Origin of the sequence: Paenibacillus donghaensis, assembly GCF_002192415.1 — a bacterium.
GTDB lineage: Bacteria > Bacillota > Bacilli > Paenibacillales > Paenibacillaceae > Paenibacillus_AQ > Paenibacillus_AQ donghaensis.
Window position 1 is genome coordinate 6,396,557 of sequence record NZ_CP021780.1, and the last position, 17,789, is coordinate 6,414,345.

At 53.5% G+C, this 17,789-nt stretch carries 16 protein-coding genes; 5 read left to right on the forward strand and 11 right to left on the reverse strand.

Features of this window, described 5'->3' with window-relative positions:
• Nucleotide 1: 1 nt before the first annotated feature.
• Complete coding sequence (locus tag B9T62_RS29005; protein WP_087918428.1) at nt 2-937, reverse strand: ABC transporter ATP-binding protein; 936 nt, start codon at nt 935-937, stop codon at nt 2-4.
• A 176-nt stretch (nt 938-1,113) separates the two neighbouring features.
• Here B9T62_RS29005 and B9T62_RS29010 point away from each other — a divergent pair, with 176 nt between their 5' ends.
• Both B9T62_RS29010 and B9T62_RS29015 read left to right on the forward strand, forming a co-directional pair.
• Nucleotides 1,114-2,268, forward strand: coding sequence for a sensor histidine kinase (locus B9T62_RS29010; protein ID WP_087918429.1), 1,155 nt, complete (start codon nt 1,114-1,116; stop codon nt 2,266-2,268).
• A gap of 222 nt (nt 2,269-2,490) precedes the next feature.
• Nucleotides 2,491-3,144, forward strand: a complete 654-nt coding sequence (locus B9T62_RS29015) for a response regulator (RefSeq protein ID WP_087918430.1) — start codon at nt 2,491-2,493, stop codon at nt 3,142-3,144.
• 766 nt (nt 3,145-3,910) lie between these two features.
• Here B9T62_RS29015 and B9T62_RS29020 read toward each other — a convergent pair.
• The 5 genes from B9T62_RS29020 to ftsE form a co-directional block, all read right to left on the reverse strand.
• On the reverse strand, nt 3,911-5,320 hold the full coding sequence (locus B9T62_RS29020) for a PDZ domain-containing protein (protein ID WP_245864111.1): 1,410 nt from the start codon (nt 5,318-5,320) through the stop codon (nt 3,911-3,913).
• 189 nt (nt 5,321-5,509) lie between these two features.
• Entirely contained in the window at nt 5,510-6,976 is a 1,467-nt protein-coding gene (locus B9T62_RS29025; protein ID WP_087920468.1) for a S41 family peptidase, read from the reverse strand.
• 119 nt (nt 6,977-7,095) lie between these two features.
• Nucleotides 7,096-8,400, reverse strand: a complete 1,305-nt coding sequence (locus tag B9T62_RS29030; protein ID WP_087918431.1) for a murein hydrolase activator EnvC family protein — start codon at nt 8,398-8,400, stop codon at nt 7,096-7,098.
• Nucleotides 8,401-8,463: 63 nt separating this feature from the next.
• Entirely contained in the window at nt 8,464-9,378 is a 915-nt protein-coding gene (ftsX, locus tag B9T62_RS29035; RefSeq protein ID WP_087918432.1) for a permease-like cell division protein FtsX, read from the reverse strand.
• A complete protein-coding gene (gene ftsE, locus B9T62_RS29040; RefSeq protein ID WP_087918433.1) occupies nt 9,368-10,054 on the reverse strand; it encodes a cell division ATP-binding protein FtsE in 687 nt (228 codons plus the stop codon). The genes ftsX and ftsE overlap by 11 nt, the downstream gene beginning before the upstream one ends.
• Nucleotides 10,055-10,270: 216 nt before the next feature.
• On the opposite strand from ftsE, the gene B9T62_RS29045 reads away from it, so the two are divergent.
• Nucleotides 10,271-11,704 (forward strand): VanW family protein, encoded by a 1,434-nt coding sequence (locus B9T62_RS29045; protein ID WP_087918434.1) that lies wholly within the window; start codon nt 10,271-10,273, stop codon nt 11,702-11,704.
• 107 nt (nt 11,705-11,811) lie between these two features.
• Here B9T62_RS29045 and B9T62_RS29050 read toward each other — a convergent pair whose 3' ends face one another.
• Complete coding sequence (locus tag B9T62_RS29050; RefSeq protein WP_087918435.1) at nt 11,812-12,414, reverse strand: DL-endopeptidase inhibitor IseA family protein; 603 nt, start codon at nt 12,412-12,414, stop codon at nt 11,812-11,814.
• 252 nt (nt 12,415-12,666) lie between these two features.
• On the opposite strand from B9T62_RS29050, the gene B9T62_RS29055 reads away from it, so the two are divergent.
• Nucleotides 12,667-13,389, forward strand: coding sequence for a hypothetical protein (locus B9T62_RS29055; RefSeq protein WP_087918436.1), 723 nt, complete (start codon nt 12,667-12,669; stop codon nt 13,387-13,389).
• Between the two features lie 84 nt (nt 13,390-13,473).
• Here B9T62_RS29055 and B9T62_RS29060 read toward each other — a convergent pair whose 3' ends face one another.
• The 4 genes from B9T62_RS29060 to B9T62_RS29075 form a co-directional block, all read right to left on the reverse strand.
• Nucleotides 13,474-14,004 (reverse strand): hypothetical protein, encoded by a 531-nt coding sequence (locus tag B9T62_RS29060; RefSeq protein ID WP_157794054.1) that lies wholly within the window; start codon nt 14,002-14,004, stop codon nt 13,474-13,476.
• Between the two features lie 53 nt (nt 14,005-14,057).
• Entirely contained in the window at nt 14,058-15,233 is a 1,176-nt protein-coding gene (locus tag B9T62_RS29065; protein WP_087918438.1) for a hypothetical protein, read from the reverse strand.
• Nucleotides 15,234-15,388: 155 nt separating this feature from the next.
• The gene (locus B9T62_RS29070; protein WP_087918439.1) at nt 15,389-16,123 is read right to left on the reverse strand and encodes a PulJ/GspJ family protein; all 735 of its coding nucleotides are present in this window, start codon (nt 16,121-16,123) and stop codon (nt 15,389-15,391) included.
• Nucleotides 16,107-16,661, reverse strand: a complete 555-nt coding sequence (locus B9T62_RS29075; protein ID WP_157794055.1) for a type IV pilus modification PilV family protein — start codon at nt 16,659-16,661, stop codon at nt 16,107-16,109. Before B9T62_RS29075 ends, B9T62_RS29070 begins: the two co-directional genes overlap by 17 nt.
• Before the next feature lie 188 nt (nt 16,662-16,849).
• Between B9T62_RS29075 and B9T62_RS29080 the strand changes: the two genes are divergently transcribed.
• On the forward strand, nt 16,850-17,635 hold the full coding sequence (locus B9T62_RS29080) for an alpha/beta hydrolase (protein WP_087918441.1): 786 nt from the start codon (nt 16,850-16,852) through the stop codon (nt 17,633-17,635).
• Nucleotides 17,636-17,789: the final 154 nt, after the last annotated feature.

Here is a 17,789-nt window from a genome sequence, read left to right on the forward strand (position 1 = left end):
TCTAATCGCGTAAAGTCCGCCCTGTCAGGCTTAGGAACAAGGTTTCCAGATTCGGCTCCTCCACATGGAGTGCTCCGATAATTCCCTCATGCTTGGAGAAAATAAATAAAATATCCTGCAGTTCTCCTTGCGAGGAGGGCAGATACAGCTCAACCAGGCCTTCGTTCTGCTCTACCCGGGTAACCCGGGGATGCCGTCCCAACTCATCGATCAGTGCGGGTGTGACATTGGAGGCTTTGACCACAATTTTCTCCTCCTGGGCTACCCGTTCACGCAGCTCTTTCTCCGTACCACAAGCGATGATATGGCCCTGATCCATAATTGCCACCCGATCACAGATGGCGGCCACCTCCTCCATGTAATGGCTGGTATAAATAATCGTGGAGCCCAGCTTGTTAAGCGCCTTGACCGACTCCAGAATATGATTGCGTGACTGCGGATCGATTCCGACGGTTGGCTCATCCATGATGATCAGCTTGGGACGGTGCATGATCGCACAGGCAATATTCAGCCGCCGTTTCATCCCGCCGGAGAAGGTGGAGGGCTTCTCTCTGGCCCGGTCGCTGAGCCCCGTGAAGGCAAGCGCTTCGGCTACCCGTTCCTTCAGCAGCTTGCCGCTCAGCCCATACAGCCTCCCGAAGAAGGTTACGTTCTCCGCCGCAGTCATCGTGTCGTATAGAGCCAGGTCCTGAGGAACGAGGCCGATCCGCTTCTTGACCTCCAGCGGGTTCGAGCCCACAGAAATTCCGTCAATGACGATATCGCCGCCGTCCAGCTTCAGCAGGCCGCAGATCATGCTGATCGTTGTGCTTTTTCCTGCACCATTGGGTCCAAGCAATCCGAAGATTTCCCCCTCCTGAATGCTTACATTCACATGATCGACTGTCAGCTTGCCCTCATAACGTTTCACTACATCCGTCAATACCGCAATTGCCATACGTCATCTCCCCTGTCTCTGTAATTCCATGTTCTTAATTGTAGCCCGGATACGGTTGCCTGGGAGGTACGAAAAGTCATCATTCAAAGGTGACCAAAGTCACCTCCTGAAGCCGCAGCGGAGTATGCTAAGATAAGAAGACAAGTTACCTTTCAGGAATAGGATGGAATGATCCCATGAATAAAGAGTTGAATCTGCTGCGGTATGGGCTTATTCTCATTCCCGCTTTTATAACGATGTATGTATTTCAATATGAAGATTATGAACGGTTCACCCTGCATGTACTGCTTCTGCTGCTGCTCGTAACGGTGGGTATCAGGCTGCCGGGAAGGCTGCCCTTACTCGCAGGCTGTCTGGAAATGCTGTTCACCGCCTGGCTGGGCTACCAGTACGGCAGCTTGATGATCTTCCCCGCCTTGTCAGCCTTGCTGTTCTATTCGGAACTGCAGCCGCGTTGGACGGCAGCCTACTTCACCGCGGTCCATCTGGCTGTGCTGAATGTAGCCTTCCTCGAGTCGGCGCCGCTTATCAGAATCTATGTCAACCTGACGTTTCTGCTGACGGCAGTTCTGTACGGGCTGCTGCTCCGGGCTGGACGCGGACGCCAGGATACCTTGTTCCTGTATGACCAGCTGCGCAAAAAACATTTCGAGCTGGAGGAGACGCGCAGCAGGCTGCAGCAATTCAGCACCCAGGTGGAGAACGCCGCCCTGTCCGAGGAACGGGTGCGGATCTCGCGCCAGCTGCATGACGATATCGGCCACCGGCTGATCCGGGTCAAGATGATGACGGAGGCCGCCATCCAGGTGCTTCCCTCCGCACCGGAGGCCGGCATGCAGATGATGAACCAGATCCGCGACCAGCTGTCCGCCAGCATGGATGACATGCGCACTGCGGTGCGGCGGATTAATGTCGCACCCCAGCTGGAAGGAGCCTACGCGCTGGACCGGCTGCTGGAGGAGATTGGGCGTGATACGGGAATCGTGACCTCCTATCAGGTGGAGGGGCGGCCTTATCCGCTGTATCCAAGCATCCAGGTCGTACTGTACAAAAACGCCCGTGAAGCTATCACCAACAGCCTGCACCACGGCAAGGCCACGGCAGTCTGGATCACCCTGAGCTTTCGGGAGTCGGAAGTTATGCTCGAGGTTAGCAACAATGGTTCGCTGCCAGCGAAGGAAGAGCAACACCGGCTGGAGAACGGCGGCGGCATGGGCTTGAAGGGCATGACTGAACGCACCCGCCTGATCGGCGGCACGCTGGAGATTATTACGGCTCCGCGCTTCTGCCTTGTAACCCGGTTGCCGAGTTACCGGCAAGGGGAGTTGTAGGCTAAACTGAGATGTAGGGCAAGGAGAGTTGTAGAGCTAAGTGAGCAGTAGAGCTAGGTGAACAATAGAGCTAGGTGAACAATAGAGCTAGGTGAACAATAGAGCTAGGTGAACAATAGGCCACGGAGAATAGTTGGCTAAGGAGAGCAGTTGGCTGCGAAGGCAGTAAAGCTACCTCCCTATTGTAACCGCTGCGGATATTCTGGAAGAAGGAGTTTGGTTATGATCAAGGTTCTGATTGTCGACGACGATTCATTTATACGAGAGAGCCTGAAGGTTCTGCTGGGGCTCGATGAAGAGATTAAGGTTGTAGGCGTAGCGGGAGACGGGAACGAAGCCATGCTGCTCCTGAAGGATGGACTTGAGGCAGATCTGGCGTTGATGGATATCCGGATGCCGGGCTGCGGCGGCGTGGAAGGCACGAAGCTGATCAAGCAGTCGTATCCGCAGGTGTCCGTGCTGATGCTGACTACCTTCGATGATGACGAGTATATTATTGAGGCGCTGCGGAACGGGGCGAGCGGGTATCTGCTGAAGAATATCCCCCCTGACCGGATTATTCAAGGTATCAAAACCGTGCAGCAAGGCAATATGCTGATCCACCCCGATATAGCCCGCAAGCTGGCTGGTTTCCTGCAGCCGGTTGCCCCTGCCGAAGCCTCACCGGCACAGCCCTTGGAGGCCTATGGGCTGACCCGCAACGAACTGGCGGTTGTCGCCGCGATTGCCGAAGGTCACAGCAACAAGGAAATCGCCGCCCAGCTGTTTCTCAGCGAAGGTACGGTGAAGAACTACATCACCGACATCCTCAGCAAGCTTGCGCTGCGGGACCGCACGCAGATTGCGATTTTTTATCTGAAGAATGGCCGGCGGTAGAGAGATGGAGCAGAATATAGTACGTTGTTGGGTGGAATGAGCCGTTGCGGATGTTGATTACATTTCGGAGCCGAACTGACGTTATTAGTGACATAAATTCCCTATGTCTTCCTCGAATTATCGTTCTGGGACTAACTAGCGGTTGTATTTCCCCATAATGAGTCTAAGAACGCAGCGACATTAGCATGTACAGCAAAAGCAGCACCAGTGGCGAAAATAGCATGCATGACAACAAAAGCAGCACGAGTGCAGTTATTTACTCGCAGGTTGGCGATCCGGCTAAAGTATATGCATATTTAGATTACTCCCCAGGCCTGAGTATGTTAAGTTAATGCCGACTCAGCTCTAAGGTGCTTCCCACAAGTTCGATCCATGATTTAGTTGCAATAGTGCATCTAATTGGCGGATTTTTTGTGTTCTAGGGGAATTAGATGCAAAAAGGCATCTAATTTCGGCATTTGAGCGGAATAGGCCTGATGTACTCGAGATTAGTTGCAGATATGCACTTATTCGCCTCCTAACAGGAGTTTATACTGAATTTAGTTGCAGTTTCGCATCTAATTACTTCGAGTGTCCTTGGGAAACATACCTAGTCCTCACTGGGACCTAACTAGTAACCACCTTGGCATTTATTTAAATTACGAACAACTTCTTATAGCAGAAAAACAGCGCTGCCCAGCTACAGTAGACGCGGGGGGAGCGCTGTTGGATGAGTTGATTTATTGTAGTCGTTTGTAGCCGTAGACGCAGACGCGATTGCCTCGATTCAGGCTTCCGCCGACTTCTTCTCGGCTTTTTTCGCTTTGTCGGCTTTATCCGATTTCGCGGCTTTCGCGGGCTTCGCAGCCTTCGGAGCTTTGGCCGCCTTCGCAGGCTTGGCCGTGCCTTCGGCTCTGGCACGCCGCCGTTTCAGCGCGCCGCCCGGCAGGCTGCGGCTGCGGGCACCCGTCTTCATCGCGATGATGCTGAAGATGCTGGACGGCTTCGCCTGCGTGGTGACCGCGCCGTCCGGTTCCGGCACCAGAATGATGCCGAGCTGATGGTGGTCGCCATCATAGATCGCGCGCTGGAGGTATTTGCTCTCGCCTTCGCGGTTCAGCACCTCCAGCTTGCAGAACGCGGAATTCATGCGCAGCGCCTTGTGCAGCTGCGCGGCTTCGGTCAACAGGACCCCGTTGACCTTCAGCAAGATCTCGCCGGGCAGGATGCCCAGCTCCTGCGCCGGACTGTCCGGCAGCACGGCCAGCACCTTGCGGCCGGCGGGGGGATGCACGAAGATGGGGCTGGTGCTGCGCTCTTCCAGAGCGCTGTACCAGCTAAGCCCCTCGTGCAGCCCTATAGCTGCGAGCGCCGCGAGTAGGGTCAGCGGGCTCCACCAGGCGGCAAGCAGGCTTAAGCCCGTCAGGACGACGCTGTAGATCAGCAGCCGTCCTGAGGTGCGGGCCGCCTTGCGCCCGGGCAGCATGCCCTGCGTCATCTCGCTGAAGCCGATGATGACGGGCAATGAGACCAGCCCCAGGCCGCCGCCGAGCAGCGGCTGCCAGGGCAGGTCCAGCGTTCCCGATCCGGCGGGAACGAGCAGGAACAGCGGCAGCGGCCAGAAGGCCTGCAGCTGGTAGCCACCGACGACCTTGCCGCGCTTCCCTTCCAGGAAGAGCGGGGTCGCCAGCCCCGCGCCTTGCCAGCGGGCCAGCAGCGCTTCAGCCAGATGCAGCAGCCCGGCCAGCACCAGCAGTGCCGGGATGTCCATCCCCCGCAGAGCCGCTGTGAACTCGCCAGCAATTCCGCTCTGCAGCGTATTCGGGAAGAATGAGAATACAAATTGCACAATCCCCAGCGTACCAATGGCATAAGCGAAGCAGAAATAACGCACACGCACCAGAAGCAGCAGGAAACTGACTGCCCAGATCAGGGCCACCGCCTTGCCGGGCAACGAGATGCCCAGCAGCACCGCAGCCACCGACACCATCAGTCCGGCGACCAGACCGCTCCACACCGTGCGCCAGGTCTCTTGTCCCCAGCTGTGCAGCTTCACATGAATCAGCATGCGTTCAAGCGCCACCTGACGGCGGTAATATAAGATCATAAACAACAGAGCTATATAGTAATAGGGCTGGATCAGCATGCGTAGAAGCGCTGTGCCGAAGCTGCCCAGCAGTTCGATTAATGATTCCAAAGTGCAGGTCCCTCCCTTTTCGTCCGGCCGGTGAAGCTGCGGTATACGGCATCAATTTCTCTATCAAGTAGAAACGGCTTCGCCGCCCTCTGTAAGAGGCGGTATCCGTTTCTGCGAGAAATAGAAGGATAATTCATGGTGTGAAACCTATAAATTTATATTTAAAAAAGAAGGCTAGAATCAGCCTTCTTACTTGTTCGACGACACTGCTTTGATTTCCTTCTGCAGCTCTTCAATTCCCCGGTTGCGCTGATTGTCATGGGTTGGGTCCTGAATCACCTTGATCAGGGCCAACTCCAGCGCTTCCGCTGTCTTGGCATCGATGATGCCTGTCACCTTAAGCTTCGACTCACTCTGGAATTTCCTCACGGCTTCTTTGGTATTCGCATCGAAATATCCGTCTTTGCGGCCCGGCTTGTAACCGAGGCCGTCCAGCATCGTCTGTGCGCTCTTCACGTCAGCACTGTTCATATTATACTGCAGCGCCGTGCTCTTGTTGATCGGCGCTACCGAGAAATAATCCGGCTGGGCTACGGCCAGGTCCGGCTTGATGCCCTTGCCGTGAATCCATGTGCCATCAGGGGTTAACCATTTGGCGATTGTAATCTTCAGCAGACTGCCGTCGCCCAGCTGTTTCTCGAAGCTGGTCTGCACGGTGCCTTTGCCGAAGGAGTTCTCGCCGATCAGCTTCGCGCCTGCCGATTGCTGCAGAGCACCGGCCAGAATCTCCGAGGCGCTTGCGCTGCCCTTATTCATCAGCACAACGACCGGATAAGCCTTGCTTGAACCCTTGGAGGTGCTGAGTTCACGCTGTTTATTCTTGTTCTCTACCTGTACAATCGTCTTGCCTTTAGGCACGAATTGCTCCACCATCTCGATCACAACGTCCAGCACACCGCCGGGATCATTTCGGACATCCAGCACGAGCCCCTTCATGCCTTCCTTCTCCAGCCGGGCCAGCTCTTCCTTGAAGCGCTCCGCCGTATTCTGCGAGAATTGGGTAACTTCGATGACGCCGATGCCGTCCTTCTCCATGGTTGCATATACCGTCTCCAGCTTGACATCGTCACGTGTAATCACGAATTCCAGCGGCTGCGCGGAACCCGCACGCTGAATCTTCAATGTGGCCTTGCTGCCTTTAGGACCGCGAATCTTGTTGACGGCAGCGTTCAGCTCTACGCCTTCCAGCGACTCTCCGTTAACGGACAGAATCACGTCCTTGGCCTGAATGCCGGACTTCTCGGCAGGGGAACCCTTAATTGGGGAGACTACCACGACCTTGCCATTATCCGAAGAGACCTCTGCACCTATTCCTGAAAAAGAACCTTCGATGCTCTCTTCAAACTTCTCGGCTGTCTCCTTGCCCATATAGTTGGAATACGGATCGCCGAGCGCTTCCATCATGCCGTTGACCGCTCCGTCAATCAGCTTCTGGCGGTCCACCTTCTCGTAATAGTTGCTCTCGATCAGACTCAGTGCGGTGCCCAGCTTCTGGGATTCTTTCTCCTGCAAGCCGCCGCCCTGCAGCACGGAAGCCAGTCCGGCTCCGGCAGCTTGTCCGAACACATTGCTGTAGCCGGTCACACCCAGGGTCAGCAGGCTGCCGCACAACAAGGCGGCGACAATCATGAACGCCGCTGTGCTTTTTTTCAACATAATGCTCCACCGTCCCTTCTTGTCCATCTCGCCTAAGCGCCTTAAGCCCGTCCTCAGTAAGGAATGGCGTCTCTTCCAGTATATGCCGTATACTCAATTAATATTTATATGCCTCAAAATTACAGATAAGGCCATGGACTTACGGTCTTGCCGTCGATCCGCACCTCGAAATGCAGATGGGGTCCTGTGGAGCGTCCGGTGGAACCGGACTCGGCGATAACCTCGCCACGGCTTACACTGTCACCGGCCTTCACCTTCAGACCGCCTTCACGGATATGCCCGTACAATGTCCATACCCCGCCGCCATGATCAATGATCACACAGTAGCCATAGCCGCTCCACCATTCCGATACGAGAACCGTACCGGAATCCGCGGCATGGATGTTCGTTCCCTGTGGAACGGCAAAGTCAATACCGGTATGCATCTTGCCAACTTCCCCCGTAACCGGGTGGGTCCGCTTGCCGTAATCCGAAGAGACTCTGGCCGAGCCGACCGGCAGTAGGAAAGGTCCATCACCGCCGGAATAAGTTTCCGGTTCCGAGCTTGTGCCGGAAGAAGACGAGGCCGCTGCTCTTGTGGCAGCGGCCGCCTTGCGGTCCGCTTCTGCCTTGGCTGCTGCCGCTTTGGCCGCAGCCGCTTTGCGCGCGGCCTCTTCCGCCTTCAGCTTGTCCTTCTGCGTCTCTAGCGCTGAACGGTCGCTGGCCAGCTTCACCAGCTTGGCATTCTGCTCTTCGGTAATATCGTCCGCAGTCTGAATCTCCTTATCATAGAAAGCGATCAGCTGCTGTTTCTCCGCTTCCTTCTCTTTAAGCAGGGTCCGCTGGGATTCCAGGTCGCTGTACAGCTGTTTCGCTTTGGCATATTTGCCCTGCAGCTCCAGCTTCTTGTCGATTACATTCTGCTTGTCCGTCTTATGCTGCACGAGCAGGTCCTGATCCTGATCCACAATCATCTTCAGCGAATCCGCACGGTCCAGGAAATCGGAGAAGCTCTTGGAGGAGAGCAGCACATCCAGATAGGATACTGAACCATCCGTATACATAAGACGCACTCTGGACTCCAGCAGCTTCTCTCTGGAAGCCACCCGTATCTCCGCATCCTTCAGCTCGCCTTCCGCCACTGTCAGCGATTCTTCGGTATTCTTGATTTGACCGTTAATATCGGTCATCTTGCCTTTAACCTCTTCCACCTGCTCCAGCACAACCTGCAGATTCAGATTGGTTTTGTTCTTATAATGCTGTGCCTCTACGTTGCGCGAAGCCGCCTTCTCCTGCTGTGCCTTGGCTTCCTTGACCTCCTGCTGCAGCTTCTTCAGCTGGCTGTCGATATCGGCAATACTTGTTTTGGTTGCATATCCATCAGAGGGCCCGAAAATAGTGACAGCCAGCAATGCCATAGCTAACCCGGCGGCAATCTTCTTCAACTCGCACTCCCCATTCTTTATCAGTTATAAATGTTATGAAACCTTGCCTGAGCCACAGATGTCCTACACCTTCAGGAACTTGCGGATCGATACCGTACTGCCCCAGATGCCGATCAGCATGCCGAGACCTACCAGCAGCCCGCACAGCTGCATCCAGATTTCATGAAACGGAATCAATTGCAGGCCAAGAATCGGATCGCCCGACACGGAGGCCGTTAAACCGCTGTACCCCAGATATAGGGCGCCCGAGGTAATCAGCGAGCCAATCATCCCGATTAATGCCCCTTCTATAAAGAAAGGCCAGCGAATAAAATAATTGGTTGCACCCACCAGCTTCATAATGCCAATCTCCTTGCGGCGGGCCAGAATGGTCACTCTTATGGTGTTGGAGATCAGAAACATCGACATCAGCGCCAGTCCTGCCACAAAAATAAAGCCGATGTTACGGACAGCACGGGTCACTTTAAATAACGTTTCAATCGAACCTTTGCCATACTTCACTCTATATATCGGCTGCTCAGGGTGGATTTTGTTCAGATCCTCAATCTTGCCGGAGACAAAAGCGACGGTGTCTGCCACCACGACATCTACCACCAGCTTATCGGGCAGTGGATTATTGTCTTTGTTGAAGCCTTCCAGCACTTCATCGGCCGCATCGCCAAGATCGGTGCGTAGCTCCTTCAGTCCCTGATCCTTGGGGACATATTCAATCTTGCTGACCTCCGGCATCTCGCTGATTTCCTTCTGCACCGTCTCACGCATCTTCTGATCCGTTTCGAGTGCTAGATGCACATTGATCTGCACCTGGCTGTCCGCCTTGTCAGCCACTTCATTTACGTTAAGCACAAGCAAAATAAATACACCAAGCACAAACAGAGACACGACGATCGAGGTAATGGATGCAATCGACATCCATCCGTTGCGGAATACGTTTCTGATGCCTTCCCGCACATGACGCAAGAAGGTTTTAGAACTCATAACCGTATTCTCCTCTCACTTGGTCTCTGACAATATTCCCGTTCTCGATAGCCAGCACCCGCTTGCGCATCTTGTTGACAATGTCGCGGTTGTGGGTAGCCATAACAATGGTGGTGCCGCGGAAGTTAATCTCGTCCAGCAGCTGCATGATGCCCCATGACGTTTCGGGGTCCAGGTTGCCGGTAGGCTCGTCCGCAATGATTACAGCCGGATTGTTGACAATGGCCCGGGCGATAGCGATCCGCTGCTGCTCTCCCCCTGAGAGCTGGGACGGCTCCCGGTTGGCCTTGCTCTTCAGTCCCACCAGATCCAGTACCTCATTGACCCGTTTCTTGATGACCTTCTTCGGCGCCTCGATAACCTCCATGGCAAAAGCAATGTTCTCATAGGCTGTCATTCGGGGCAACAGCCGGAAATCCTGGAACACAACGCCGATATTGCGGCGCACATAAGGAATCTTGCGCGCTTTCAGCTTGCCGATGTTGAACCCGCCCACGGAAATCTGGCCTTTGGTTGGAGTCTCTTCTCTATAGATTAATTTCATGAACGTCGATTTCCCTGCGCCGGACGGTCCGACAATATACACAAATTCATTGCGGTCGATTTTGACGGAGACTCCCTGCAATGCATGGGTTCCATTCGCATAGGTCTTCCACACATCCTGCATTTCGATCATTTTATCACTTCCCGATTCTGACATTCTGCGCCGCTTGCACTTCGACAACGTACACCGCAGGTTTCCATAAACTGCAATAATACCGCAACGTATCTATTGTAACAAATCCGTAACCGCTTGAGTACCCCGTAACTTCGGCTGTGTCTGAAAGTTTTGCCAAGTCCGCACATATACATAGAATGATCACTTTATCCGGCTTCAAGAAGGAGACTAGTCATGAAAAAAATCCACGCTGCCTTCATCGGCGTAACCGCCCTCATTCTGGCCGGCTCACTCCTGTTCGGGGGCCTTCATCTCTATGGAAGCCAGCAGCTTGTACCGGAGAACACCCAGATAGCCGATTGGGACGTTGGCGGACTGACCTTCACCGAGGTGCGCTCCGGTCTGAATCAGCGGCTGGAGTCGCTTGAAGCCCTCCCGCTGATCCTCCAGGCCGAGCGCAACTCCGAGCTTACGCTTACGCTGAAGCAGGCCGGACTGGCCTATGAAGCCGAGACTTTCCTGCAGGGCCTGAAGACGCTGGAGGAGGGTGGTCTGCTGGCCCGGGTCCAGGCCCGGCGCAGCTTCCCGCACAGCTGGAGCCTTGGGGTTCATCTCGACATCACTGCCCTGCAGGGCAGCCTCAGCCCCGCTTGGGAGCGCGAAACCTTCGGCACGCCGGTTAATGCCGACCGGCAGATTACCGGCGATGACAGGGTAATCTATAAGCCGGAACAAACCTCGTATGAGGTAGACTGGCTGGCGCTGGAGAACACGCTTCGCGCCGCTGTGCCTACCCGCTTCAGCAATCCTGAATTCCTCCCGGGCAGAGGGCTTGCCCTGGAGGTGCCGCTTGTGGTGAAGCTGCCGGAGGTTACGCTCGCCTCCCTCAAGGCCCAAGGCATTGAACGGCGCATCATCCAGTTCAGCACCTCGCTCGGCGCAAGCGGACCCGGACGCACCTTCAATGTGAATGCCGCTGCCCAGGCAGTCAATGATACGATCCTGCCGCCGGGAGCCGTTTTTGATTATGGCAAAGCGATAATCAAAGCCCAGCAGGATTCCGGCTTCAGGGAAGCCCCGGTCATTGTGAACGGCAAGCTGCAGCCTGGGATCGGCGGTGGAATCTGCCAGGTATCCAGCACGCTGTACAATGCCGCTTTGCGCACAGGGCTTGAGATCGTGGAGCGGCGCAACCATTCTCTCCCTGTCAGCTATTTGCCCAAGGGACAGGATGCCACCTTCGCAGAAGGCAACATCAACTTCCGTTTCCGCAACACTACAGGGAAGTATCTGTTGATCCGGGCAGCTGTGCAGGGGCGCACGCTGACCATCAAGCTGTTTGGCACCTTTCCCCGCAATGTGTCCTATTCCGTTCAGTCACAGACCGTAGAGGTCTTGCCCGCTGCCGACAAGCTCGTCAACGACCCTTCACTTCCGCGCGGAGGAACACGGGTCCTGCAGAGCGGTAAAACCGGTTATGTAGTTGAGACCCACCTGCTCCGTCATGTGGACGGCAAGCTGGTGGAGAAAAGCAGGCTCTCGCGTGACACCTATTATCCGCAGCCGAGACTAGTTGCCATTAACCGCGGAGGCACAGGCCACAGCGGCACTCCCGAATCCCCCAAACGACAGGTGGTGGAGGATGGGGTGCGCAGCAGCAACCGGTAGCCGGTAGCACGGACTGGGCGCAATCACATCAAAACAGCCGGAGCTCCTAAGGAGCTCCGGCTGTTTTTTTGTAACCTATTCTGCTTAACCTATTAGGCCTTGCGGCTCTAGAAAAGCGTATCCGGCGACATATCGATTCTCCAGTATCCGCTTACTTTCTTCAGCTTCACCACCACAGTCTCATTAGGAGCTGACCCGCCTGAATGAGGGACGCTTAATTCGAATACGGCAGTTGTTGTAGTCTTGGAAATCATTCGGGCAGTAGCCTGTTCATACACCAACTGATTGCCAATATCCGCGTTGACCTGTGCCATTCTTCCGTTATGCTCCAGAAACTGCGTTTGGGCATAAAAAGCGGCTGCATTATGAGTGTATGCCCGTTTTATGTAGTTGATCAACTGCGCTTTCGTTCCAAGATCACTGGATAGGTAACGGAATTCCGTTCCGTTATATACGAAGGTCTCCGGTTTGAATTCATTGCCACCTTTATTGGAATACGTGTAGAGCTTTTTGGCATGCACCAGGAGCGGGATAATGCTCTTGACGGTCAGGTTGTTGATTGTAGCCGGTCCTTCCTTGCCTGGCGTAGATACCGCCACTGTGCGGATCGCCGTACTTCCGCTTGCCGGTGAAGCTGCCATGGCCGCACTTCCTGCAGACACCAATCCCAAAGATAACGCCAACGATCCGATCATCCACTTCTTGTTCATTTTTATCTCCTCCTAAGGTCAGGTGCTCTGGCACCCCGTAAGCTAAAATACCCATTCCACACCTGATTGAAAAGGGGACAAATTCCAATTGGGCATAAGTAGAAACGGTTTCGCCGTCCTCTGAAAAGCGTATGCTTCCGAAGCAGCGATACTACGTATCGCTTTCAGGCATCCGTTTCTGCGGGAAATAGAAGGATAATTCATCGCGTGAAACCTATAAATTCTTATATTTTAAGTAGAAACGGCTAGGCGTTGAAATCAGGCCCCTACACTGTCACTGTAACGGTTACCAGTTCAACCAACACCCTAGGAACCCCTGCCAGCAATCCAATCACCATCACTATTACCAACCCGCTAATGGACTTCACGATTAACGGACCTGAAACGGTGGAGGTAGGCAGCCGCATTGATCTGACGCTCTCCGATTTCCAGCCTGAAGGCGCAGATGCTTATCTGATTTCATGGGACTTTGAAGGGCAAGGTAGTGCATTCGCCACATTGGCTCCAGCCGCAGGCAACAGTGACCATACGAAATATACACTTACCGGCGTGGACGCAACAGATGAAGTTATTGTTACCGTAACCGCCGGAGGTGTCACCAAAACTAAAAAAGTAAGGATAGATCCGCTCAAGCTTACAGGGTTAACCTTCTCTGGTGCGGATGTTGAGATTACTGTAGGTGAGAAGAAGGACCTTAATAGACTGCTGTGGCTTACTCCCAGAGCAATAGAGAATGACTCCAAGTTATATAAACAGATCCTGGACAGTCTGGAATGGCATAGTGAAACTAAAGCAACCGCAGACTTCAATAAGCAGATTAACGTAAATAATCGCGGGGTCATTCACGGTTTTCAGAACGGGACAACCCTGGTTACAGTCACCTACAACAGCGAATCTAAAGATCCGAATCACCTGCCAATCGAGGCCACCCTACTCGTCAAAGTGAAGGCTCGGGATAACAATGACCGCTATTAAACATCTGTAGACAAACAACCGGCTGCGCCTCCTGTTAAAGGATGCGCAGCCGGTTCTGTTTCTGGTACCTGTATCTGTTTCTGCTCAATTCACCAGCTGCACCGGTCCAACATGCACATGGATACTCTGCACCCGGGGCAGGCTGGATTGTTGGTGACCATACACCTCATTATTGTAATCGACGACGAAACGTTTGAGTCCGTCCTGCACTTGGGCGCTGAACGTGAGCTTTCCGCTGGTATCTTCTGTACCCGGCTTATTCACCACACCTGTAACAGCATTCACCGTTAAATCCTCTTTGGCAAAAAAACCGCCGTTCAGATAAAACATCGAACCTACCCCATAGAGCTCACCGCTGGAATCAGTATAGAAGAAGGCATCCATCACTTCGTCTGGAATCGGCTGAGTTGTGGCAAAGGTGTCGAGTCGATTGATCAGCACCTTGCCTTTGGACATCAGCACCAGCTCTTTCTTATCGCCGCCACTATCAGTATCAATAATCCCTTGGATATTCGCGTCCTCCACCGTGGTTTCTCCCAGCACCAGCATCGTCGAATCAAAAGCAACATTGCCTCTAATCATCACATTGCCGGTCACCAGGATATTGGCATTCACAGGCAAAAATTCAGCCGTATTATAATTGTTGATTTCCAGATTGCCTGCTACGATCAGCCAGGGGGATTCGTAGTATTCTGCGACGCCGGAGTATAATTGATTTGTTTGTAGTCCAACCCGTCGACCAGCATATCCCGAACATTCCCATTAAACACTATACTTGCATCCAATTTCCCTAACTGCTCCAGCTCCCCTTCATACACCTTCATCTCTACCTTATATCTGTCCTCCAGCTCTTGAATCCGCTCCGGAGTGGCATACGTCTCAGGCTGCTCCTTGACAGGCACCACAGGCATTCCCGGAATATGCTCAACCATCTTGCTGCCGGTAAGCCAGGTGTTTAAGGCAGCTGTACCTTCTTTATTTTTCAAGCGAAGCTCATCCCTCAGATTCTTCCGGGCCGTTTCACTGTCCCTCGGCGACTGAGCCAGCAGCGCTTGGGCCAGCTTCTCAATGAACGATTCCTCCACATTGATCTGCACGAATTTCTTCTGTTCCTTAATTTTCACCTTGTCTGGTGTGATATGAAGGATCTTGCTCTGGATGTTGGTGAAATCACGGTTGCCTTCTGACAAAGCAAACTGGCCATCATCTACCCCTTCGGTAACTGCCGTTGCTCCCTCGGTATATCGGATGCTGTCCACAGACTGCACATGCACCTCGCCTTTGGCCGTAGCACTGCTGTTAGCACTTACCGTAGGAAACAGCCTGATATTCTCAGCTTGCTTCAGCCCCCCATAGCTGTATTTAGCCGTATCCGTAACCACCAGCTTGTCTCCTGCATAAATATTGCCTTGCAGCAGCGGCGCCCCGTTCAGCCTTAAGGTTTGCTCTGAGCCAAAAGCATATTTCAGAAAGTCCGGGTAGCTCTCGAGCGTAATCTGCTGGGTCAGCTTACGCTGAACGCCATTAACCATGGCTGATGCACCGATATGAATAATATATTTAATCGATTGGTTGCCTACAATTTTCTCTTTGTATTCAATATTCTCCACCCTGCCATTCATAGCGGCCTCCAGCTCGGTGGTCACCTTCAGACTGGATTTATGCTTGTCCAGACCCTGTAGAATGGTCTGCAGCTGGGCCGGATCTACATCCTGCAGCTGCAGGCCCTCCAACTGGGATTGAATGTAGGCGGCAGCCTCGCTCAGCCCTTTCTGGGCCAGATGCAGGGATTGTACATCGCTCTCCTTCGTTTCGGTCCGCTGCGCCCCCCCCAACCGTTGCACTGAGGACGGCCAGGCCCAGAATCGTCAGCATTAACACCACGAACATCACCAGCACCAGCGCAGAGCCCTGCTCCTGCCTAAGCCAGGCCTTGCGGACAGCAGACTCTGATACATTACACTTACGCTTTGCTATAGGCACAAGGTTCACCCGCTCCCTAGAATCCGAATTTGCTCTCCAAGTCTAGCTGACGCAGCTTGCCCCCACGCTCAAGACTCAGGGACAACTTAATATGGATCAGGCCGCTTTCGCAAGGCTCTATATCTCCTGCACTGCATTGCAGTGTAATTTGGGATGAGGGTTCAAGCATTGAAGAAACCGATGTACGGGTGTCATAGTTCTCAGGCGAAGACGAGGGGGCTACCGACGGGGAAGGTGCTGCCGTAGTGGCAGACTCTATCGTGGTCGAAGATGCTACCGTAGTGGCAGACTCTACCGTGGTCGAAGATGCTACCGTAATTGCAGGCTCTGCCGTGAATGAAGACGCTACCGTAGCCGCTGGATCAGGATCAGAAGTGCCGCCTGGAGGTGAGCTTGCCACCTCCTTGATAGATAATTTGCCGCCCGCCACTGCAATCTCAACTTGCTCCGTTCCGCCGCTGAGGTTCTCTTTTTGCAGAATAATTGCCGTATCTGTACTTCCTGCCGTTGCCTTAATCGAAGATATTCGATGGGGTGCGAACGTATAGATCTCCGTAATAATCGAAGACATCAGCAAGTCACTTTCGTCTCGGAGCGTATTCTCCATCGTAACTCTCTGGTAGCTCTGTACCCCGAACATCATCACTCCATAGATCAGCCCGGCCACCAGCGAGAACAGCGACAGCGCAGCAATCAGCTCAATCAAGGTGAAGCCCTGCTCCCGGCGCAGAAGATCAGCGAATTTTCTCATCTGTTATGTATCCCTCCACAACCGTTTCATTGACATTTGCAGTGACTCTTCCCGCATCTCTGATCCTGATCCGTACAGGAATAAGATATTTGGAGGTTTCTTTCTCAATGGTATCCTTCGAGGTGACCATCTCCTGGTGCAAGGAGCGCTGATACTCGATGTTAATCTGATAGGAAATGCCGTTAACCACAGGATTCAGGACATGGGCCAACACGTTGTTATTGGAGACGACACCGCTATAGCCGCTGCAGGAGTCAGTCTCCGAGGGTTTAGGCGGCTGACAGTCTGAGGCAGCGATGCTGGAATGATTATTGACAACGAAGTAGGTCTGGAGCTTCCCGAAATCCTCCTTCTCCACATAGAACAGTGCATTGCGCGCCAGATTGACCATAATAGTCTTGTTCTGGTTGGCTTTGGAGTACGACATGGCATTGGTGAAATAAGACGTAAGCACCAGGGAAACAATCGACAGAATAACAATTGCTGCCAGAACTTCTATAAGTGTGAAGCCTCGCTCCTGCTTAAGGCCCAATTTCATCCTAATATCCTCCTCCTCTGCCTGCAGGGCAACCTCACCCTGTATCTTTTGAACTACTCGTCCTTTTTCCATTATATTCTTTTGGCTCACGCTCCAGCAATCCTATCACTCATAATATTTAGAGATTGTTCCAATGTACCCTGGCTTTTTCGGTATGCTATCATTTGGGGGAAGGGGAGGATGAAGAAATGGCCTTGATAGAATGTAGATTTTATTCGGAAGTGCTTGGACTCAGTACCTCAATGACTGTGATTTTGCCGCAAAAAACAACCACTCAGATCGGAATGAGCAACGTCTCGCATGGTGATCTTCACCCTACATTGTATTTGCTGCATGGGCTGTCGGATGACGATTCGATCTGGCTGCGCCGGACTTCAATAGAACGATATGTCGCGGAAATGGGTATTGCCGTGGTGATGCCGCAGGTGCACCGCAGCTTTTATACGGATATGGCGGAGGGCGGCCGCTACTGGACTTTCATCAGTGAGGAGCTGCCTGCGCTGGCACGTTCGTTCTTTCCGCTGTCGCCAAAACGTGAGGATACCTTCGTAGCGGGGCTGTCGATGGGCGGGTATGGTGCAATCAAGCTCGGGCTGCGGAAGCCGGAGACGTTCGCTGCTGCTGCCAGTCTGTCGGGGGCGCTGGATATGGCGCATCACTTCTTGAATTGGGTGGACCCGACTGTTCGAACCGTAGAATATGACCGGATCTTCGGCACAGGTGATATCAGCGGCACATCAGATGACCTGCTGTGGCTGCTGGAGGAGCTGGATCGTTCCAAGGGACCGAAGCCGCTGCTCTACCAATGCTGTGGCACAGAGGACTTCCTGTATGAGGACAACCAGCGCTTCCGCGAGAAGTGCAGCGAAACGTCACTGTCGCTCACCTATGAAGAAGGTCCCGGCGGCCATGAATGGGGCTACTGGGACACCCAAATCCGCAATGTGCTGGCCTGGCTGCCGCTGAGCAAATAATTCACGCACAAACGGCTCACTTTTAATGTTACTACCTAGAATTCCAGCCGGAATTTAGATTGTTACCCGGGAACACTGGGAGTAATTAGATGCGAAACTGGTTACTACTTAAGTCCCCTAGCCCTCTTCGCTCCTAACCCTCGTTTCGATTTCA

Bases quoted from the DNA above. Each gene is read 5' to 3' on its own strand.
- ftsX (WP_087918432.1), bottom strand. From the start codon at position 9,378: ATGAGTTCTAAAACCTTCTTGCGTCATGTGCGGGAAGGCATCAGAAAC.
- B9T62_RS29080 (WP_087918441.1), top strand. From the start codon at position 16,850: ATGGCCTTGATAGAATGTAGATTTTATTCGGAAGTGCTTGGACTCAGT.
- B9T62_RS29025 (WP_087920468.1), bottom strand. From the start codon at position 6,976: ATGTTGAAAAAAAGCACAGCGGCGTTCATGATTGTCGCCGCCTTGTTG.
- B9T62_RS29005 (WP_087918428.1), bottom strand. From the start codon at position 937: ATGGCAATTGCGGTATTGACGGATGTAGTGAAACGTTATGAGGGCAAG.
- ftsE (WP_087918433.1), bottom strand. From the start codon at position 10,054: ATGATCGAAATGCAGGATGTGTGGAAGACCTATGCGAATGGAACCCAT.
- B9T62_RS29050 (WP_087918435.1), bottom strand. From the start codon at position 12,414: ATGAACAAGAAGTGGATGATCGGATCGTTGGCGTTATCTTTGGGATTG.
- B9T62_RS29015 (WP_087918430.1), top strand. From the start codon at position 2,491: ATGATCAAGGTTCTGATTGTCGACGACGATTCATTTATACGAGAGAGC.
- B9T62_RS29045 (WP_087918434.1), top strand. From the start codon at position 10,271: ATGAAAAAAATCCACGCTGCCTTCATCGGCGTAACCGCCCTCATTCTG.
- B9T62_RS29075 (WP_157794055.1), bottom strand. From the start codon at position 16,661: ATGAAATTGGGCCTTAAGCAGGAGCGAGGCTTCACACTTATAGAAGTT.
- B9T62_RS29070 (WP_087918439.1), bottom strand. From the start codon at position 16,123: ATGAGAAAATTCGCTGATCTTCTGCGCCGGGAGCAGGGCTTCACCTTG.
- B9T62_RS29010 (WP_087918429.1), top strand. From the start codon at position 1,114: ATGAATAAAGAGTTGAATCTGCTGCGGTATGGGCTTATTCTCATTCCC.